The organism is Paraburkholderia sp. J94, assembly GCF_905220285.1.
Classification (GTDB): domain Bacteria; phylum Pseudomonadota; class Gammaproteobacteria; order Burkholderiales; family Burkholderiaceae; genus Paraburkholderia; species Paraburkholderia tropica_A.
Genome location: NZ_CAJMZH010000004.1, coordinates 18,094 through 36,728 on the forward strand (window position 1 = coordinate 18,094; position 18,635 = coordinate 36,728).

14 protein-coding genes are annotated in these 18,635 nt (G+C 66.6%); 10 read left to right on the forward strand and 4 right to left on the reverse strand.

What is annotated here, in order from left to right; translation table 11 throughout:
• Window positions 1-95 precede the first annotated feature (95 nt).
• From U4Y88_RS08890 to U4Y88_RS08925, 8 genes are all read left to right on the forward strand, one after another.
• A complete protein-coding gene (locus U4Y88_RS08890; RefSeq protein ID WP_321783445.1) occupies window positions 96-512 on the forward strand; it encodes a hypothetical protein in 417 nt (138 codons plus the stop codon).
• Window positions 513-970: 458 nt separating this feature from the next.
• Window positions 971-1,966: a GlxA family transcriptional regulator gene (locus U4Y88_RS08895; RefSeq protein ID WP_065065081.1), complete on the forward strand. Its 996-nt coding sequence runs from the start codon at window positions 971-973 to the stop codon at window positions 1,964-1,966.
• 332 nt (window positions 1,967-2,298) lie between these two features.
• Window positions 2,299-3,795, forward strand: a complete 1,497-nt coding sequence (locus U4Y88_RS08900) for a mannose-1-phosphate guanylyltransferase/mannose-6-phosphate isomerase (RefSeq protein ID WP_224004913.1) — start codon at window positions 2,299-2,301, stop codon at window positions 3,793-3,795.
• 31 nt (window positions 3,796-3,826) lie between these two features.
• A complete protein-coding gene (locus U4Y88_RS08905) occupies window positions 3,827-5,215 on the forward strand; it encodes an undecaprenyl-phosphate glucose phosphotransferase (RefSeq protein WP_321783446.1) in 1,389 nt (462 codons plus the stop codon).
• 108 nt (window positions 5,216-5,323) lie between these two features.
• Window positions 5,324-7,549, forward strand: a complete 2,226-nt coding sequence (locus U4Y88_RS08910; protein WP_321783448.1) for a polysaccharide biosynthesis tyrosine autokinase — start codon at window positions 5,324-5,326, stop codon at window positions 7,547-7,549.
• Between the two features lie 77 nt (window positions 7,550-7,626).
• Window positions 7,627-8,745, forward strand: a complete 1,119-nt coding sequence (gmd, locus tag U4Y88_RS08915) for a GDP-mannose 4,6-dehydratase (RefSeq protein ID WP_321783450.1) — start codon at window positions 7,627-7,629, stop codon at window positions 8,743-8,745.
• A 5-nt stretch (window positions 8,746-8,750) separates the two neighbouring features.
• Window positions 8,751-9,716: a GDP-L-fucose synthase gene (locus U4Y88_RS08920; protein WP_310631713.1), complete on the forward strand. Its 966-nt coding sequence runs from the start codon at window positions 8,751-8,753 to the stop codon at window positions 9,714-9,716.
• Window positions 9,717-9,864: 148 nt separating this feature from the next.
• The gene (locus U4Y88_RS08925) at window positions 9,865-11,196 is read left to right on the forward strand and encodes a glycosyltransferase WbuB (RefSeq protein WP_321783452.1); all 1,332 of its coding nucleotides are present in this window, start codon (window positions 9,865-9,867) and stop codon (window positions 11,194-11,196) included.
• A 100-nt stretch (window positions 11,197-11,296) separates the two neighbouring features.
• Here U4Y88_RS08925 and U4Y88_RS08930 read toward each other — a convergent pair whose 3' ends face one another.
• The gene (locus U4Y88_RS08930) at window positions 11,297-11,935 is read right to left on the reverse strand and encodes a hypothetical protein (protein ID WP_321783454.1); all 639 of its coding nucleotides are present in this window, start codon (window positions 11,933-11,935) and stop codon (window positions 11,297-11,299) included.
• Window positions 11,936-12,245: 310 nt separating this feature from the next.
• On the opposite strand from U4Y88_RS08930, the gene U4Y88_RS08935 reads away from it, so the two are divergent.
• Window positions 12,246-12,836, forward strand: a complete 591-nt coding sequence (locus U4Y88_RS08935) for a putative colanic acid biosynthesis acetyltransferase (RefSeq protein WP_321783881.1) — start codon at window positions 12,246-12,248, stop codon at window positions 12,834-12,836.
• Between the two features lie 105 nt (window positions 12,837-12,941).
• Here U4Y88_RS08935 and U4Y88_RS08940 read toward each other — a convergent pair whose 3' ends face one another.
• The 3 genes from U4Y88_RS08940 to U4Y88_RS08950 all read right to left on the reverse strand — a co-directional run bounded on the left by U4Y88_RS08940 (window position 12,942) and on the right by U4Y88_RS08950 (window position 17,017).
• Entirely contained in the window at window positions 12,942-14,228 is a 1,287-nt protein-coding gene (locus U4Y88_RS08940) for a polysaccharide biosynthesis/export family protein (RefSeq protein ID WP_224004950.1), read from the reverse strand.
• A 132-nt stretch (window positions 14,229-14,360) separates the two neighbouring features.
• On the reverse strand, window positions 14,361-15,599 hold the full coding sequence (locus U4Y88_RS08945) for a glycosyltransferase (protein WP_321783457.1): 1,239 nt from the start codon (window positions 15,597-15,599) through the stop codon (window positions 14,361-14,363).
• Window positions 15,596-17,017 carry a hypothetical protein gene (locus U4Y88_RS08950; protein ID WP_224004956.1) on the reverse strand — a complete coding sequence of 474 codons (1,422 nt, stop codon included), beginning with the start codon at window positions 17,015-17,017 and terminating at the stop codon, window positions 15,596-15,598. The genes U4Y88_RS08945 and U4Y88_RS08950 overlap by 4 nt, the downstream gene beginning before the upstream one ends.
• 401 nt (window positions 17,018-17,418) lie before the next feature.
• On the opposite strand from U4Y88_RS08950, the gene U4Y88_RS08955 reads away from it, so the two are divergent.
• Window positions 17,419-18,624 carry an acyltransferase gene (locus tag U4Y88_RS08955; protein ID WP_310630053.1) on the forward strand — a complete coding sequence of 402 codons (1,206 nt, stop codon included), beginning with the start codon at window positions 17,419-17,421 and terminating at the stop codon, window positions 18,622-18,624.
• The last annotated feature ends 11 nt before the right edge of the window (window positions 18,625-18,635 follow it).

Here is an 18,635-nt window from a genome sequence, read left to right on the forward strand (position 1 = left end):
CGCTTGCGCCACGTTGGCCACGTTGGCCGCGTGTCGCGTGGTGATGGCGCGCGTTGTCATTGTGCTGATGTTTCGAACGCTTGAGTGTTGCGGCCATGCTTGCCGCCACGTTCACGAGCGCAAACACAGCGGTCTGCGCGATAACGCTTCGCAAGCCGCGTGTCAGCCGCGCGTCGGGGATCGATCGATCCGACCGGTCACGTGCGATGAATGCAGTCGTGTGCGGCGCAGCAGCACCTGGCGCGATTGGCCAGGTTTTGCGCGCATTGTGTGTCGGCCACGCATCACGCGAACGCGCGAGTGCGGATATCGTGCAATATCGCAGCGGATTCATCGGCGGATTCCTGACTCGGTTTCGCGGGTTAAAAGAGCATGAAAAACCAAGCCTAAAGGCTGCCGATGAACGTGCGCCGCCAGGCTTCAGTCGTTTCGCGCAATTCTGTGCGCTGGCCCACATAATTCACACAAATACGCCAATGCGTATCGATAAAACAACTGTAATTGTTATCTGATATTGTGCAGTGCAACTTGATTTAAAAACGTCTAATATCCTGTCAGTGCGTATGAAATTGACGCTTTCAGGTTAATTTTACGTCTTTAAATCAGACGAATAAGCGCGCTGTCTTTGTATTCCCGCCTCATTCCATCCTGCGCGATGCGTAAAGATCGGAAGACTCCGTAGTATTCGTCGTATCAATGGTGCGTTTGCCGAGGCTTTAATCTGAGCCATTCCGCGGACCACCGGCCATTATTCGACATATCGATCGAATGGTCGCCGGGGCGGATTGCGTCTGATCGAAGCCGTGATGCACATGCTTCAAATCGGTCCGCGACCGGACTAAATGCGCCAATGTCTCGCCACTTTCGGTCAGTCGTCGTTGCGCGATTTTTTATCTGCCTATGATGCACTGCACACGGAATGCTATTACCAGGACTTTTCACTAGGACGGGGGCTGTTTAGGGGAAAAGCATGGCATACGCAAGTCTGGATTTGCCGTCGTTTGCTCACCCGCATTTCGTTACCGCGGGTGTGAGTCGTGAAGTGCGTCATATCGCAATACTGCTTTTCGATGGCTGTTCGTTGCTTGGTGCCGGTATCGTGGCGGAAGTGTTTCATGTCGCCAACGAGTTGTCGTCCGATACCGCCAGGCGTTCGCCTTACGATGTCAGCATTCTTTCCGCCGATGGCGGCAACGTCACCTGCTCGTCGTCGGTGCGTGTGTGGACGGACGGCCTCGATGCGCGTCATTACGTCGGCTTCGACGCGCTGTTCGTCGCGGGCGGCAAGGGCGCTTTCGCCGCGGCCAACGACGAACGCTTGATCGCGTGGCTGCGTCACGTGCATGCGAACACCGCGACCATCCGGCCGATCGGTGAAGGACGTTCGTTGCTCGAAGCCGCGAATCTGTGCGGCCAGCGCACGCAGCGCGAGTTCGGCTCCTACGCGATGCAGAACACGCGTGAGGACGCGGGCGGCGACGCCGGCGACCGGCTCGAGTCGATGAAGAGTGCGCTTACGCTCGTCAAACGCGATCTCGGCGTGGACGTTGCGCGCGCCGTGACCGAGCGGCTGATGCCCGATTCGGGCGGCAACCTCTTGCCGTTTCTCGGCGATGCGCTCGGCAGCGCGCCCGCCGACAAGGTGAGGGCGGCCGCGCGCTGGCTGCAGGAGAATTGCCAGCGGACGATCTCGATCGCCGACGCCGCGCAGGTTGCGGCGATGAGCGAGCGGAATTTTCTGCGCCGTTTCAAGCTGGAGATGGGCATCACGCCATCGGACTATCTATTGCATGCACGGTTGGCGATCACCTGCAGTCTGCTCACGGATTCGGAGTTGCCGGTCGACAAGATCGCGCGGCGCACGGGCATGGGCAACGGCGACCGTCTCGCGAAAATTTTCCGTAAACGCATGATGATCTCGCCCTCCGAATATCGCGAGCAAAGCCGCCGGGAAGCGGGCGGATGAACCTCGCAGCCGCTCGCCGGCATGCCGCGCGAAGCTGCGCGGTATGGCGCGGCGGCGCACGGGCATGCACGAGTCCGCATGAACATACATGAGCCCGCATGAGTCGCTAGTGCGCGGATACTGAGCCACAAGCCACAGGTCCGATAGCCGCCTGTCTGCATGTCGACGCGGCCGTCCATCGCCTCTATCGTTTTGCCGCCGCTTGTTCGCGGTCCCGGGTCGCTTGTCGCGAGACACGGCGATTCCGCCAGATATGCAGGAGTCCGAACATGATGCAAAGATCAGGGATTCAGCAATCCGCCGCTCAACCACCGATGCCACCTCTGCCACCCATGGCGTCCGAGCCGACGCCGCAAGCGCCGATCGCGCAGGACACGGCCTGCACGCGCATCGTCCCCGTCGTGCTGGCGGGCGGTTCGGGCACGCGCCTGTGGCCGATGTCGCGCGAGCACTTTCCGAAGCAACTGATTGGCGTGGTCGGCAGCGACACGCTTTTGCAGGCCACCGTGCATCGCCTCGACGGCTTCTCGCCCGAATGGCAGGTCGCGGGGGCGCCGATCGTCGTCTGCGGCGAGGCGCATCGTTTCGTCATCTCCGATCAATTGCACGCGTGCGGTATCGATGCGCGGCTCGTGGTCGAGCCCGCGCGCCGTGACACCGCGCCCGCGCTCACGCTCGGCGCTGCGCTCGCGAGCGCCAACGGCGACGACGCGATTCTCGTGGTGATGCCGTCCGATCACGCCATCGCCGACGTGAAGGCCTTGCAGCGCGCGCTCGAATGCGCCGCGCGCCACGCGCAACGCGGCGCCATCGTCACGCTCGGCGTGCCGCCGCGCTCGCCGGAAACGGGCTTCGGCTACATCCGCATCGGCGAGGCGCTCGAAGCGGGCGCGCATCGCATCGACGGCTTCGTCGAAAAGCCCGCGCCGGAACTCGCCACGCAGTACGTGGCGCAAGGCGGCTACTGGTGGAACAGCGGCATCTTCGTGATGCGCGCGAGCGTATGGCTCGAAGCGCTGCGCGCGTTGCAGCCCGACATGCACGCGGCCTGTCTCGCGTCCTTCGTCGGCGGCCAGCAGGACGGCGACGTGTTCCGTCCGTCGGCGCAGGCCTTCGCGGGCACACCCGCCGATTCGATCGACTACGCGGTGATGGAGCGTCTTTCGGGCAGCAACGGCTGGGCGCCCGAGGGCGTCGTGGTGGCGCTCGACGCGGGCTGGTCCGATCTCGGCTCGTGGGACGCCGTGTGGGCCGCGATGGACAAGGACGAAGCGGGCAACGTGGGGCGCGGGCGCGTGATCTTCGAAGGCGCCGTGGCGAGCTACGCGCATTCGGAAGGCCGCCTCGTGGCGTGCGTGGGCACGACCAATCTCGTGGTGGTCGAAACCGCCGACGCCGTGCTCGTGGTCGATCGCTCGAAAGTGCAGGACGTGAAGGGACTGGTCGCGCGCATCAAGGCGCAGCACGCGCCCGAAGCCGACGCCCACCGCAAGGTGCAGCGCCCGTGGGGCTTCTACGACTCGATCGATCAGGGCGAGCGCTTCCAGGTCAAGCGCATCGTCGTGACGCCGGGCGCGCGGCTCTCGCTGCAGCTGCATCATCACCGCGCCGAGCACTGGACGGTGGTGCGCGGCACCGCGCTCGTCACACGTGGTGAGGAATCCTTCCTGTTGAGCGAGAACGAATCGACCTACATTCCGCTGGGCACGCGCCATCGACTTGAGAATCCCGGCAAGGTGCCGCTCGAGATCATCGAGGTGCAGTCGGGCGCGTACCTGGGCGAGGACGACATCGTCCGTTTCGACGATACCTACGGACGCTGCAATTGAGCGGCCCGGCACGATCGGCAAGGTGACCGACATGCGCGAGCTTCAAAATCTGATGGCGAGAGTGCTGGACGTGACGGCGGTGTTCGTCGGCGCGAGTGTCGCGGCGCAGATTCGTTTCGACGATCTCACGCCGCGTGGCATGAACGAGGCATTCGTTTTGCTGGCGGCGGCGTTCGCGCTCGTGATCTTTCCGGCGTTCGAACTCTATCAATCGTGGCGCGGCCGCTCCAAGGCGTTGATGGCCGGGCAGGTGGCGGTGGCGTGGATCGTCGTGCAGGGCTGCGCGCTGATCGCCATGTACTCGACGATGCATCACGTCGATGCGGTCTCGCGGCTCTGGTTCGCATACTGGACCGCGGTGGCCGCCGGGCTCCTGATCGCATGGCGCGTGATCGCGCACGGCGTGCTCGCGCACGTGCGGCGCGCGGGCATGAACCTGCATCAGGTGGCGATTGCGGGATCGGCGGCGCAGTGCGACGAGATCGTGCGGCGCATCGATTCGGAACCGGGCTCGGGCTTTCGCGCTTCGGCGCTCTACAACACCGTGCCCGAGACGCCGCCGCGCAACGGCACGGGCGCCGCGCTGTGCGACACGATCGAAGGCTTCGCGCAGTACATCCGCGAGCACGATGTGCACGAACTGTGGCTTGCGCTCTCGCTCGCCGAGGAGCGCACGGTGGTGCGTCTCGTCACCGAGTTCCGCAACGACCTCGTGAACATCCGCTTCATTCCCGACGTGCGTTCGCTCGCGTTGTTCGACACCAGCAGCGTGATCGAGCTGCTCGGCGTGCCCGCGATCAATCTCGTGGCCTCGCCGTTGCCCGCGAGCGCGCAGTTCAAGAAGGCCGTGTTCGACCGCGTGTTCGCGACCTGCGCGCTCATCAGCCTGACGCCGGTGCTGCTCGGCATTTCGGTCGCTGTGAAGCTGTCGTCGCCGGGACCGATTCTGTTCAAGCAGCGCCGCAAGGGCGCGGACGGCCGCGTGTTCACGATCTACAAGTTCCGCACGATGCGCGTGCACTGCGAGGCCGCCGGCACGCTCAGCCAGGCCACGCGCGGCGACCGCCGCGTGACGCGCGTGGGCGCGTTCCTGCGCCGCACGAGTCTCGACGAGCTGCCGCAGTTCTACAACGTGCTGCGCGGCGACATGTCGGTGGTCGGCCCGCGCCCGCATGCGCTCGAACACGACGACCTCTATCAGCGTGTGGTGACGGGCTACATCCACCGTTACCGCATCAAGCCCGGCATCACCGGCTGGGCGCAGGTCAACGGCTTTCGCGGCGAGACCGACCGGCTCGAAAAAATGGAGCTGCGCGTCGCGCACGATCTGTATTACCTGGGCCACTGGTCGTTCTGGCTCGACATGCGCATCATCGCGGCGACGATCGCGCATGGACTGTTCAGCCCGAACGCCTATTGAGCGCTCGGGCCCTGGAGCCGCGCGGTCCGGTCCCCGCGCGGCTCCCGCATGCGAAGCGCGCAGCCGACGCGCGGCGCGTGGGTTTCACCGGATCTCGGGAGACGGAAGATGGCGATGAACTATGTTGACGGCGGCTACGCCGTGAGCACCGAAGAGCGGTATCTGGGCGATTACCTGCAAACGATCGTCGCCAACTGGCGCACGATTGCGATCGTGACGCTCGCGGTCACGCTGCTGGGCGCGAGCTACGCGTTTCTCGCGAGGCCGACGTATCGCGCCGACGTGATGTTCCATCTCGTCGACAAGGCGGACAACGGCAAGAAGGATGCGGGCCTGCCGCCGATCAACGGCATGTTCGACGAAAAGACCTCGGCCAACGGCGAGATCGAGATGCTGAAGTCGCGGCTCGTCACGCAGGAAACGGTGAACCGGCTGCATCTGGACATCGGCGCGAAGCCGCGCGAAATGCCCGTGATCGGCGGCCTGCTCGCGGGGCTCGAAAACGGCAGCTGGGGCATCAAGCTGCCCGCCTTCCTGCGCTCGAATAATTACGCGTGGGGACGCGGCGAGATCGCGGTGTCGCGTTTCGATACGCCCGACGCGCTCTACGACCAGGACTTCACGCTGGTCGCGGGCGAGGACGGCGCGTATGTGCTGCGCGACCCCGAGGGCGTCGCGCTGCTCGAAGGCCGCGTGGGCGAGGACGTCTCGGCCAACACGGCCGACGGTCCGATCTCGCTGCACGTCGACCGCCTGAACGGCCCGGCGGGCACGCCGTTTTCGCTGACGCGCGCCTCGACGCTCACCACCGTCGAGCGGCTGCAACGCGCGCTCGACGTGTCCGAGGTGGGCCTGCAATCGGGCGTGATCCGCGCGAGCCTCGAAGGCCACGACAGCAAGCTCACGGCCGGCATCCTCAACAGCATGGCGCACGAGTTCATCCGCCAGGACGTGCAGGGCCGCTCGGCCGAAGCCGAGCATATGCTCGCCTTCCTCGACGAACAACTGCCGCAACTGCGCAAGCAGCTCGACGACGCCGAGCAGAAGTACAACAACTTCCGCAATCAGCACGGCACCGTCGATCTCGGCGAGGAAAGCCGTCTGCTGCTGCAACAGGTCGTGGACAACAAGACGCGTCTCGAAGACCTGCAACAGCAGCGCGCCGAACTCGCGCAGCGCTTCACCGAGCATCACCCGGCCGTGGCCGCGCTCGACGCGCAGATCGCCGCGCTGTCGAGCTCGCAGGGCGCGCTCCAAAGCAAGGTCAAGAGCCTGCCCGACACCGAACAGGCGGCGGTGCGCCTGCTGCGCGACGTGCACGTGAATACCGAGCTTTACACGAACCTGCTCAACAGCGCCCAGCAACTGCGCGTGGCGAAGGCGGGTCAGGTCGGCGACGTGCGCGTGGTCGATTTCGCGGAACCGCCCGACGATCCGGTGCGCCCGAAGCGTGTGCTCGTGATCGTGCTGTCGATCGGCGCGGGCATCGTGCTCGGCATCCTGATCGCCTTCATGCGCAAGTCGCTGTACGGCGGCGTCGAGCGTCCCGACGAACTCGAAGCGGCGCTCGGCGTGCCGGTCTTCGCGGTGGTGCCGCGCAGCCACAAGCAACTGCGCCTGCAACATCATGTGGCGTCGCGCCGGCGCGGCCTGCACGTGCTCGCGCAGCAGTCGCCGCAGGACATCGCGGTCGAAGGCGTGCGCAGCCTGCGCACCACGCTGCAGCTCTCGCTCAACGAGGCGCGCAACAACATCGTGATGCTCACGGGCTCGCGGCCCGACATCGGCAAATCGTTCCTCTCGGTCAATCTCGCGGCGCTGGTCGCCTCGGTGAACAAGCGCGTGCTGATCGTCGACGGCGACATGCGGCGCGGCGACGTGCACTCGCACTTCGGCATCGCGCATCAACTGGGTCTCTCCGATGTGCTGCTCGGCGCCGACCTGAACGCCGCGATCCAGCGCGAAGTGCTGCCGGGTCTCGACGTGCTCGCAAAGGGCTCGCTGCACGCGCATCCGTCCGAGCTGCTGATGAGCGCGCGCTTCGAATCGCTGCTCGAAGAACTCAAGTCGAAGTACGACATCGTGATCGTCGATACGCCGCCGGTGCTCGCGGTGACCGACTCGACCGTGATCGGGCGTTATGCGGGCACGACGCTGCTCGCGATCCGCCACGGCCGGCATCCGCTTTCGGAGCTGGAAGAGACGGCCAAGCGGCTGCGCAACGGCGGCGTGAATCTGTGCGGCGTGCTGCTCACGGACGTGCCGCAAACGGGCGCGTTCGTCGGCGGCGGCTATCGCGGCGGCTACTACGGTTACGAAAGCATCGCAGGGTAAGTCCGCGGCGCGCCGGCCCGCGCGCGGGCGGCCGATGCGCCGAACAATCCATTTCGCTTTGACGCGAGGAGAGAACGATGGCTCGGAAGGTTGCGTTGATCACCGGCATCACCGGTCAGGACGGTTCGTATCTGGCAGAACTGCTGTTGAACAAGGGCTACGAGGTGCATGGCATCAAGCGCCGCTCGTCGCTGTTCAATACCGATCGGATCGACCATCTGTATCGCGACGTGCACGACCCGGAGCAGGGCATCCAGCTGCATCACGGCGAACTCACCGATTCGACGGCGCTGTTGCGCGTGATCCAGCGCGTCGGCCCCGACGAGATCTATAACCTCGCGGCGCAAAGCCACGTGGCGGTCTCGTTCGAGGAACCCGAATACACGGCGAACGCCGACGGTCTCGGCACGCTGCGCATTCTCGAAGCGATCCGCATTCTCGGGCTCACGCAGAAGACGCGCTTCTATCAGGCGTCGACCTCGGAACTCTACGGGCTCGTGCAGGAAGTGCCGCAGCGCGAGACCACGCCGTTCTATCCGCGCAGCCCGTATGCGGTCGCCAAGCTGTTCGCCTACTGGACCACGGTGAACTATCGCGAAGCGCACGGCATCTACGCGTGCAACGGCATTCTGTTCAATCACGAATCGCCGCAGCGCGGCGAGACCTTCGTCACGCGCAAGATCACGCGCGCGATCGCGCGCATCGCGGTCGGCCTGCAAAAAGAGCTGTATCTCGGCAATCTCTCGGCGATGCGCGACTGGGGCCACGCGCGCGATTACGTCGACATGCAATGGCGCATGCTTCAGCAGGAGACGCCCGAGGATTACGTGATCGCGACCGGCGTGCAGTACAGCGTGCGCGATTTCGTGCGCACGGCGGCGGAGGAACTCGGCATCACGGTGCGTTTCGAGGGCTCGGGCGTCGATGAGGTGGGCATCGTCGAGCACGTGGAAGGGCGCGAGACGCGTCTCGCGGCGGGCGATGTGATCGTGCGCGTCGATCCGCGCTACTTCCGTCCGACCGAAGTGGAGACGCTGCTCGGCGACGCCACCAAGGCGCAGGAAAAGCTCGGCTGGCGTCCGACCACGTCGTTCCATTCGCTCGTCAAGGAAATGGTGCGCTCCGACTACCAGATCGCACGCCGCGACGCGCTCGTTACGCTCGCGGGCTTCCGCGCGCTCGAACATCACGAGTGACGAGCATGGACACGAACTCCCGCATCTTCGTGGCCGGCCATCGCGGCATGGTGGGCTCGGCGCTGGTCCGCGCGCTGCAGGCGCGCGGCTACTGGAACCTCGTCACGCGCACGCGCGCGGAACTCGATCTCACCGATCAATCGGCCGTCGATGCGTTCTTCGACGCCGAGCAGATCGACGCGGTGCTGCTCGCGGCCGCGAAAGTCGGCGGCATTCTCGCGAACTCGACGCAGCCCGCGCAATTCGCTTACGACAATCTCGCGATCGAAACCAACGTGATCCGCGCGGCCTACAACACGGGCGTGGAGCGGCTGGTGTTCTTCGGGTCGTCGTGCATCTATCCGCGCGAATGTCCGCAGCCGATCCGCGAAACCTATCTGCTGACCTCGCCGCTGGAGCCGACCAACGAGGCCTATGCGATCGCGAAGATCGCGGGCCTCAAGCTCTGCGAGGCGTACAACCGGCAGTACGGCACGCACTACGTTTCGCTGATGCCGACCAATCTCTACGGCCCCAACGACAACTACGACCTCGGCAGCAGCCACGTGCTGCCGGCGCTGATCCGCAAGGCGCACGAGGCGCGCGCGAGCGGCGCGCGTTCGTTGACGGTGTGGGGCTCGGGCACGCCGCGCCGCGAGTTCCTGCACGTCGACGATCTCGCGGATGCGACGATCTTCGTGCTCGAACACGAGACCGGCGACGGCGTCTACAACGTGGGCGTCGGCGAGGATCTGTCGATCCGCGAACTGGCCGAGCGCATCTGCGAGACGGTGGGCTTCGACGGCGAACTGGTGTTCGACACCAGCAAGCCCGACGGCACGCCGCGCAAGCTGCTCGACGTCTCGCGCCTCGGCGGACTCGGCTGGCGCGCGCATATCGGGCTGGGAGAGGGACTCGCGCGCACTTACGGCGACTTCCTGCACACGCACGGCGCGCCCGTGCCCGAAGCCAGCGCCCACGCCCACGCCTGAGCGGCCCGACTGACACGCGGTTGTTGTTGGCGGCGGGCGTCCTGTGCGGACCGGCGAATGGCGCCCGCTTTTTTTTCCGGTCCGGCGTGGCGTCGCGCGCCGTTCGGACAGCGCAGAACACGACAGAGCACGAACCTGGCACGAGCCGATGAGAATCCTGATCTACGGTCTGAATTTTGCGCCCGAAGTCGCGGGCGTCGGCAAGTACACGGCGGAGATGGTCGACCAGCTCGTGGCGCGCGGCCACGAGGTGCGCGTGGTGTGCGCGCCGCCGTATTACCCGCAATGGCGTGTGCAGGACGGCTATCGCGCGTGGCGCTACCGGCGCGAAAGCTGGCACGGCGTGCCGGTGTCGCGCGCGCCGCTGTGGGTGCCGCCGAAGCCCGGCGGACTCAAGCGCATCATCCATCTGGCGAGCTTCGCGCTGATGTCGCTGCCGGTGCTCGTGCGCGAGGCGCGCTGGCGTCCGCAGGCCGCGATGCTGATCGCGCCGACCTTGTTCTGCGCGCCGGGCCTGCTCACGGTGGCGCGGTTGATCGGCGCGAAAACCTGGCTGCATATTCAGGACTTCGAAGTGGACGCCGCGTTCGATCTCGGCCTGCTGCAAGGCGGCGCGGGTTCGCGCGTCGCCGGCCTCGCGCGCGCGTTCGAACGCGCGGTGCTGCGGCGCTTCGACGTCGTCTCGTCGATCTCGCCGCGCATGGTCGAGCGCGCCGTCGACAAGGGCGTGGACGCGGCGCGCGCCGTGTCGCTGCCCAACTGGGTCGACACGCACGCGATCTTTCCGCTGCCGCAGCCGAGCGTCTATCGCGCGAAGCTCGGCATTCCGCTCGATCATACGGTGGTGCTGTACTCGGGCAGCATGGGCGCGAAGCAGGGCATCGAAATTCTCGCCGATGTGGCGGCCACGCTCGCGGTGCGGCCCGACATCAGCTTCGTGTTTTGCGGTGATGGCGCGGGCAAGGCCGATCTCGAAGCGCGCTGCGCGACGCTGCCGAACTGCCACGTGCTGCCCTTGCAGCCGACGGCGATGCTCAACGAACTGCTCAATGTCGCCGACATACACGTGCTGCCGCAGCGCAACGACGCCGCCGATCTTGTCATGCCGTCGAAGCTGACCGGCATGCTCGCGAGCGGGCGCGCCGTGGTCGCGATGGCGCGGCCCGGCACGAGTCTCGCCGACGTGGTGACGGAAACCGGCATCGTGGTGCCGCCCGAAGACGGCGCGGCGCTTGCGCAGGCGATCGTCGCGCTGGCCGCCGATCCGGCGCGGCGCGCGGCGCTCGGCCAGGCCGCGCGGCATTACGCGCAGCGCATGCTGTCGCCGCACGCGATCATCGGCGCGCTGGAAGCGCGGCTTGCGGCGCTGGTGGGCGCGATTGTGGGCGAGGAGGCCGTGGTGGCCGCGCAGGCGTCGGCGCAAGATCAGGCCGAGGCGACCGGCGCGCCGCTCAGCGAGGTCGAGCACCGCGACGCGTGATGGGTGCGTGAATTCGCGGCGGCTTCGGCGCGTGTTACGGCACGCGCCGAAGCGATTCAGTTTCGTGGCGAGCTTCGTCGCGTGCGCGATATGTTGTGCGTCACCACGGCGAGCGATACAGCTGCGCGGCGGCCGCGCGTTGCGAGCCGTACGGATTGCCGTAGATCTTCGCGGTCGGCGAGGTGGTGCTCGCGCCCCAGTCGTAGGCCGCCCAGCCGCCGCCTTGCGCGCCCGAGGCGGCGTTGTCCGGCCTGGCGTGCGTGATGCGGCTGTGCGTGCTGCTGCGGCCCGCGCTGGCGCCGTTCATCGCGCTGGCGCCGCGCGCGCGGCTCGATGCGCCGCTACCTGTCCCGCGGCCGCCGCCCGATGCGCCAGTGCCCGTCGCGTAGAAGTCGGTCGGGCTCACGATGTGCATCCGCGATTCGGTCGTCAAAGCCTTTTCCTGGCCCTCGGGCGACGCGCCGTCGCTGCTGTAGGCGCCACCGCCGCCATACGGATTGTGCGACGCGCCCGGGCTGCCGAGCAGGCGCTGCTCGTCGGCGCGAGCGCGGCGCGCGGCGGCGGTGAGTGCGCTCTCGCCGCTGGCGGAGCCGCGCTGGCCATTCGCCGATGCCGAGGTGCCCGACGCCGCGTCGCCCTGCGCGTGCACGATCGACGGCGACGCCGCTAGCGCCGCGCAGAGCGTGACGAGTGCGGCAAACGGAATCATCGGCGGATACGGACGGCGAGGCGTGATCATGAGCGTCATTCCCGCGCGCCGCACGGTGCGGCGCCATGCTTGCATGGTGCCCACGCTGCGTCGCGCGGCTGCGCCAAAACCCCGGCCATCTCGGCCACGCGTGCGAGGCGCGCGGGCCGCCGCCCGATAATGGAGGCGCTTGCCGTCGTGCAATCGAAGCCGCCAACCACACAAGCGCATCACGACCGGCAAGATCGACAAGATCGACAAGAGCCACAAGATCAACAAGCGAAGTCGAACCGGCCCCGACGGGCAAGGAGCGCGCATGGCTGAAACGGGCGAAGGATACGCGGCGCACGCCGCTGGCGCGATGCCGCCGCCGCGCGCGCAGGAAGCCCCCGCCGCGCGCGCGGATCTGCCTGTGATCGATCTGAGCCGCGCGGGCAAGGGCAATTACGTCGCGCGGCGCGGCAAGCTCGTGCAGGCCGCGTGGTACATCGTCGAGACCTGCGTGCTCGATAACCGCCTGCTGCCGTTCTCGGCGCTACGCGTGGGGCTGCTGCGGCTGTTCGGCGCGAAGGTCGGGCACGGCTGCCGCCTCGTGCATCCGATGCGCGTCAAGGCGCCGTGGAATCTCGAACTCGGCGATCACTGCTGGATCGGCGTGGACGTCTGGCTCTACAACCAGGCGCCCATCCGCATCGGCTCGAACGTCTGTCTTTCGCAGGGCGCGTTTCTGAGCGCGGGCTCGCACGACATGCGCACGAACATGGATCTGCGCGTCGCGCCCATCGTGATCGAGGACGGCGTCTGGGTGTCGTCGAAATGCGTGGTGCAGATGGGCGTGACGATCGGACGCTCGGCCGTCGTCACGCCGCTCTCGGTCGTGCATCGCTCGCTCGAAGCGGGCGGCGTGTATGGCGGCAATCCGTGCCGGTTCATACGCTGGCGTTTTCAGTGAGCAACGAATAAGCCGCGAACAAGAAAGCACGCGAACATAAAAAACGGGCCCTTGAAACAGGGCCCGTTTTGCGTGAAGCGCGCGGCTCAGGCGCGCACGCTTCGATCAATAACCATACCCCACGGCGCGCCCGGCCGAGGCCGCCTGCGTGCTCGGCAGGATCAGGTTCACCACGCGGCTCCACTTCACGAGCGAGGAGGCGTCGACGAAGATCACGTCGCTCGGATTCAGCTCGAACTCGTCGGCGGTGGCCATCGATTCGGGCGACGAGGCGTCGAGGTGATACACGGTGCGGTGGCCTTCCTTCTGTCCGCGCACGACGTAGACCTGCGAGGCGTCGCCGGAACCCTGGCTGATGCCGCCCGCGTTGCCGAGCGCCTCGTTGAGCGTGAGGCGGCCGTTGTCGAGCGGAATGCTGCCCGGATGCCCGACTTCGCCCAGCACGTACACCTTGCTGTCGTTCTCCGAATACACGCGGATCAGGTCGCCGTTCTGCAAGATGATGTTGTCGGGATTCACGCCCTTCTTGATCATGTCGGGAATGTTCACGAGCACCGTCTTCTTGCCGCGCGTCACGCTCACGCGCGAGCGGTCGCCCGCCGCCGTGAAGCCGCCCGCGCGGTTGATCGCCTCGGGCAGCGACATCGTCATGTCGTTGAGCACCATCAGGCCCGGCGTGCGCACCTCGCCGTCCACATAGACGCGGCGGCTGCGATACGCCTCGATGCGCAGCGTCACCTGCGGATTGTGCAGATAGTACGAGAGCTTGCTGGCGACGAGATTGCGCGCGTCGAGTTCGGTCAGTCCGGCCACGTGGATCGGCCCGACGTACGCGACCTGGATCGTGCCCGACGAATCGACCGTATAGCCCGACACCACCTGGCTCGTGCTCTGATCCTGCTGGCTGTTGCTGCCAGTCGACGAGGTCGGCAGATTCATCTCGGGGTGATCCCAGACGACGATGGACAGCACGTCGCCGGGGCCGAGCGTATAGGGCTTGGGCGTGCCGAACAGCGACTCGACGTCGTTGGGCACGATGGTCGGTCTCGCGGCGTGTTCCTTCGCGATCAGCGCGGGATTGATTTCGATGAGCGCGTTCGGCGGCGGGGCGTCGTTGTTCGTGCCGCCCGAAGCGTGCGCCGCTTCGGTGGCGGCCTTCGCCTGCGTGACGCTCGACGGCGCGGTCATGCCCGGCGAGAACGCGCAGCCCGCGAGCAGCGAAACGAGCGCGGCCAATGCCGTCGCCGCGCTCAGCGCGCCGCGCCGTTTTGCGCGTCCGTACGGTGCGGAGGCGCCTGCTTGTGTGATGGCTTGTGTGACTGCCTGTTTATCCGCGAGCGCCGCAGCGTCGGCGCCCGTCACGCTCGAACCACCCGATATGCTGTGTGACATAGCCTTGTCCCCTCAGTTCAGGAATCGCTTACCCCCGGCCGGCGCGCGCATCGCGATCTCGCGCGGCGCCGTTCCGTCGCGACGCGGCCTGACTGCACCGTGTCCGATTTTCAATCGTTATCCTTATGACATTCAGTTGCGCAGCGTCACGGTCGCTTCCGGCTGCTCGGCGGTATCGACATGCAGCGCGCGCTGCGTGCGCGCCCGCGCGGCGGCGTGCGACGGATGCTCGTGCAGCAGCGCGAGCAGCGAGCGCACCATGCCGCCCATCGCGAAGCGCGCGTCGAAGGTGCGTTTCGCCTGCGCGCGCATCATGCCGCGCTGTGCGTCGTCGAGTCCGCGCCATGCCGAGAGCAGCCCTTGCGTGCCCGCGACCGTGTCGGGCGCGACGAAGCCCGCGCCGTCCGATTCGATTTCGCGCCACACGTTGACCTTGTCCGAGACCAGCACGGGCAGGCCGCACGCGAGCGCCTCGGCCACCGACACGCCGAAATTTTCCTGATGCGAAGGCAGCACGAACACGTCGCTCGCATGGAACGCGCCCCACTTGAGATTGCCTTGCAGCATGCCGGGCCAGCTGATGCGATGCGCGATGCCGTGCGACTGCGCGATCGCCTGCAAGGCGGGCTGCCAGTCGTTCTTGTCGGGGCCGGCCATCAGCAGATGGGCGTCGGGCGTCGCGCGCGCATGTTCGGCGAACGCGTGCACGAGCAGGTCGCAACCTTTCTTCGGATGCAGGCGGCCGAGAAACAGCACGATGCGCTTGTTGCGCAGATGCGGCGACGCCTGCAAAAACTCCTCGCGCAGCGTGTTCGCGTCGAGCGTGGGCGGATTGGTGCCGAACGGCACGACGCGTTCGTTGGCGCGATAGAGCCAGAACGATTCGCGCGCGAGCAGGCGTTCTTCCTCGGTCGTGAAGATCACGGCGGCGGCGTCGCGCAGCACGCGGTATTCGGCCCACGGCCAGTACGCCCACTTCTTCAGATGCTTGAGCGGATAGGTGAGGCGGAACCACGGATCGAGCATGCCGTGCGCGTAGACGTAGTAGGGCAGGCGCGTCGTGCGCAGCGCGCGCCACGCGCCGTAGCCGTGGTATTGCCAGAGACCGTGGACGATGGCCGCATCGAAGCGCGTGGCGTTCGCGCGCAGCCACTGCGCGTAGGCGGGGCAATAGCCGTAATGACCGCGCGCGGGACCGAGCGCGTGCAGCGGGAGCGGAAAATCGCGCACATAGGGCGCGTCGATCGGATCGAGCGAGACGACTTCGATGCGATGGCCGAGCGCCGCCATCGCAAGACCGCTTTGACGCACGCCTTCGATGGGACCGCCCGAACGCGGATCGACGGTGGACACGAGATGCAGGATTTTCATCGGGGCTCCGGGGTCGCGTAGGGAGAGAGCGGCGCCGGCGCGGGCGCCGGAGGTCGGAAGGCGGGCTCGGCGCGTTCGCGCCGGCGCGGGCGTTGCTGCGGATGCGCGTACGGATCGCCATGGGAGCGGCGGCGCAGTATGTCGATGCGGTAATGAAGCTGCGAATACAGCGCGACCACGAGGCCGAGCGCGATGCCGTAGACGAGCCCCGAGAAACGCGGCCCGAGCGGATTGCCGCCGATCGACGCGCCCGGCAGCGCGGCCAGCACGAGAATCGCCATGCTGAACGGCATCAGCAGCGGCTCGCGCGGCGCGAGGCGGTGCCAGCGCCGGAACGCGACGCCGCCCGCCACGAGCGCGACCAGCACCGCGATCGGCATGCAGGCGCCGAACACGATGCCTTCGGCGTAGAGCTGGTAGACCCAGAAGTTGTGGCCCGCGACCCAGTCGCTGGTGTCGAAATAGTCGGACTTGCTGAAGGTCTCGCGCACGTAGGGGAAGTAGATCGGCGAATAGCGGTAGACGTGGCCGTAGCCCTTGCCGAACAGCAGCGTTTCCGCCGACGCCGTCACCTGATCGTATTGATCGCGGATTTCGGCGATGCGCGTGATCGTGGTCGGATCGCGGTCGGAGTCGGAATTCTGCGCGGCGTTAATGCGCTGCGACCAGTGATTCGTGATCGACGGAAAGAGCCACGCGGTGCCCGCCGCGAGCGCCACGACGCAGAGCAGCGCCGCGAGCGTGCGCACGGCCGATTTGATCAGATGGCTGATCGACGGCGCGGCGAGCCACGCGGCGAAGATGGTGAGCATCACGGTCGCGACCAGCAGGCTGCGCGTGACGCTCAGCAGCTCGACCACGAGCGTGGCGAGGAACACCAGCACCATCCACACCGAAAAGCGCCGCGCGACGATGAACTGATGCAGCAGCATCGCCTGCAGGCCGAGCATGGTCGGCGAGACGATGCGAAAGCGGATATCGGACAGCGGCCCGCCCACGGCGAACATGCCGAACAGGAACGTGAAGATCAGGCCGAGCACGTTCGCGTAGTAGAGCGCGTTCTGCATCTGCGCGAGCCGCACCGGATGCCACGGCCGGCACATCGCGAAGTAGCCGAGCGCGAACAGCAGGAACGGCAGGATCACGCGCAGATAGTTGCCGATCGGATTGTGCTGGAGCAGTTGCGCGACGAGGCTGCCGCCGAGACTCAGCGCGAGCATGATCGTCACGAATGAACGCAGCCGGGACTCGCGCGTGAAGCGCGGGCCGATCATCATGAGGATGGCCGCGCCGGCCAGCGCCGGAAACACGACCAGCCATTGCGCGCCATGGCCGAACTGCGAATCGGGCGCCTTGTAGTCGAACGCGAGCGGCACGAAGCACAGCCAGATCCAGAGGACCGCATGTTTGTTTCGCATCGGCGTTCCTCCCGCAGCGGTGCGTGGTTGCGCATACGGCCAGCGCCGCATGCGGAGTTTCGCCCCAATATAAAACGCCGCGAACGCGTTGCCATGCCGCTGGCGCGAAGGGACAGAATTGTGGCGGGCCGAAAAAAATGATCGATCGGGCGTGATGGGGTCTGTCCGAGAATGCCGGGAAGTTGGCGCACGCCGACAGGCGCGCTTGCGCAAGATGGGGGCGACCAGGTCGGTCCGCCGGGGGCGCGGGCGCGGATTGAATTCACTGCCGAAGTCACCGTGGAAGTCACGCCTGAAGCCCCTTCGGAAACCGCATCGGAAGCAGCAACGCAAGCCACACCGGAAGCCACATCGGAACGCGGATCGGCTCGCCAGCCGGGCCGCCATTGCGAGGAGCCGACATGAACCTGTTGCGCGGCGCGCCGCCCGCGGTGCGCGGACGATCGATCGAGCTCGACTTCGTGCGCGGCATCGCGATCCTCGCGGTGATGGGCTTTCATTTCCACACGGTGCACACCGGTCACGCGTGGGTCGACTTCATCGAATATCCGCTCAAGAGCTTCGGCCACGAGGGCGTCAATCTGTTCTTCACGCTCTCGGGTTTTCTGGTCGGCGGCCTGCTGTTGCGCCAGTACGCGCAGAACGGCCGCATCGCCGCGCGCCGTTTCATCGTGCGGCGGATCTTCAAGATCTGGCCCGCGTATTACGTGCTGATCCTCTTTCACGTGCTGGCCGGACGGCATCCGCGCGACACCTTCCTGTGGCAGAACCTCACGCATCTGCAGAACTATTTCGGCACCTCGATTGCGCAGACGTGGAGCCTCGCCGTCGAGGAGCATTTCTATCTGTTCCTGCCCGCGCTGCTGATCGTGCTCGCGCATTTCCGCCTGCGCGCCAATGCGCTGATCGGCGTGATGGCCGTGCTTTGCGCGCTCGTGCTCGGCGCGCGCAGCATCGCCGTGGCGAGCGGCAATCTCGACGCCGCGTTCAACTACACGCAGTACCGCATCGACAGCCTGCTGTTCGGCGTGATGCTCGCGACGGTCTACTGGATGAAGCCTGAAGTCTGGCGCGGACTCGCCGCGCGCAAGGGCTGGCTCGTGGGCGTGGTGGTGCTGCTGGTCGCGTGGCTCACGCTGGCGACGCGCCATGTCGCGCTCGACGAGAGCATCGGCTTCACGCTTCAGGCCGCCGGTTTCTGCGCGCTGATCGTGCTCGTGCTCGAACATTCGGGCGGGCTGCGCGCGTCGTGGCTGTATCGCGCGATTGCGTGGCTCGGCGTGTATTCGTATGGGATCTATCTCTGGCATTCGCTCGCGCTCGCGCCTGGCGATTTTCTGATCCGCAAGCTCGACGCGCTGCACGTGCCCGCGCTGGCCGCGTGGCCGGTCGTGCTCGGCGCGCAGTTCTTCGTCGCGATCGTGCTCGGCTATGTGACCACACGCGCGATCGAGTTTCCGTTCCTGCGTCTGCGCGATGCGGTGTTTCCCGACCGCCGTCCGGCCCGCGCGAGCGCGGCCTCGGCGCCGACCTCACCCGCGCCTGTCACGGCGACGCCCGCTGCAGGTGCAAGCGATGTCGATGGCAAGGTGGGCGGCGTGGCGTGAGGTGACGGACG

Bases quoted from the DNA above. Each gene is read 5' to 3' on its own strand.
- U4Y88_RS08890 (WP_321783445.1), top strand. From the start codon at position 96: ATGCTTGCCGCCACGTTCACGAGCGCAAACACAGCGGTCTGCGCGATA.
- U4Y88_RS08895 (WP_065065081.1), top strand. From the start codon at position 971: ATGGCATACGCAAGTCTGGATTTGCCGTCGTTTGCTCACCCGCATTTC.
- U4Y88_RS08900 (WP_224004913.1), top strand. From the start codon at position 2,299: ATGGCGTCCGAGCCGACGCCGCAAGCGCCGATCGCGCAGGACACGGCC.
- U4Y88_RS08905 (WP_321783446.1), top strand. From the start codon at position 3,827: ATGCGCGAGCTTCAAAATCTGATGGCGAGAGTGCTGGACGTGACGGCG.
- U4Y88_RS08910 (WP_321783448.1), top strand. From the start codon at position 5,324: ATGGCGATGAACTATGTTGACGGCGGCTACGCCGTGAGCACCGAAGAG.
- gmd (WP_321783450.1), top strand. From the start codon at position 7,627: ATGGCTCGGAAGGTTGCGTTGATCACCGGCATCACCGGTCAGGACGGT.
- U4Y88_RS08920 (WP_310631713.1), top strand. From the start codon at position 8,751: ATGGACACGAACTCCCGCATCTTCGTGGCCGGCCATCGCGGCATGGTG.
- U4Y88_RS08925 (WP_321783452.1), top strand. From the start codon at position 9,865: ATGAGAATCCTGATCTACGGTCTGAATTTTGCGCCCGAAGTCGCGGGC.
- U4Y88_RS08930 (WP_321783454.1), bottom strand. From the start codon at position 11,935: ATGATCACGCCTCGCCGTCCGTATCCGCCGATGATTCCGTTTGCCGCA.
- U4Y88_RS08935 (WP_321783881.1), top strand. From the start codon at position 12,246: ATGCCGCCGCCGCGCGCGCAGGAAGCCCCCGCCGCGCGCGCGGATCTG.
- U4Y88_RS08940 (WP_224004950.1), bottom strand. From the start codon at position 14,228: ATGTCACACAGCATATCGGGTGGTTCGAGCGTGACGGGCGCCGACGCT.
- U4Y88_RS08945 (WP_321783457.1), bottom strand. From the start codon at position 15,599: ATGAAAATCCTGCATCTCGTGTCCACCGTCGATCCGCGTTCGGGCGGT.
- U4Y88_RS08950 (WP_224004956.1), bottom strand. From the start codon at position 17,017: ATGCGAAACAAACATGCGGTCCTCTGGATCTGGCTGTGCTTCGTGCCG.
- U4Y88_RS08955 (WP_310630053.1), top strand. From the start codon at position 17,419: ATGAACCTGTTGCGCGGCGCGCCGCCCGCGGTGCGCGGACGATCGATC.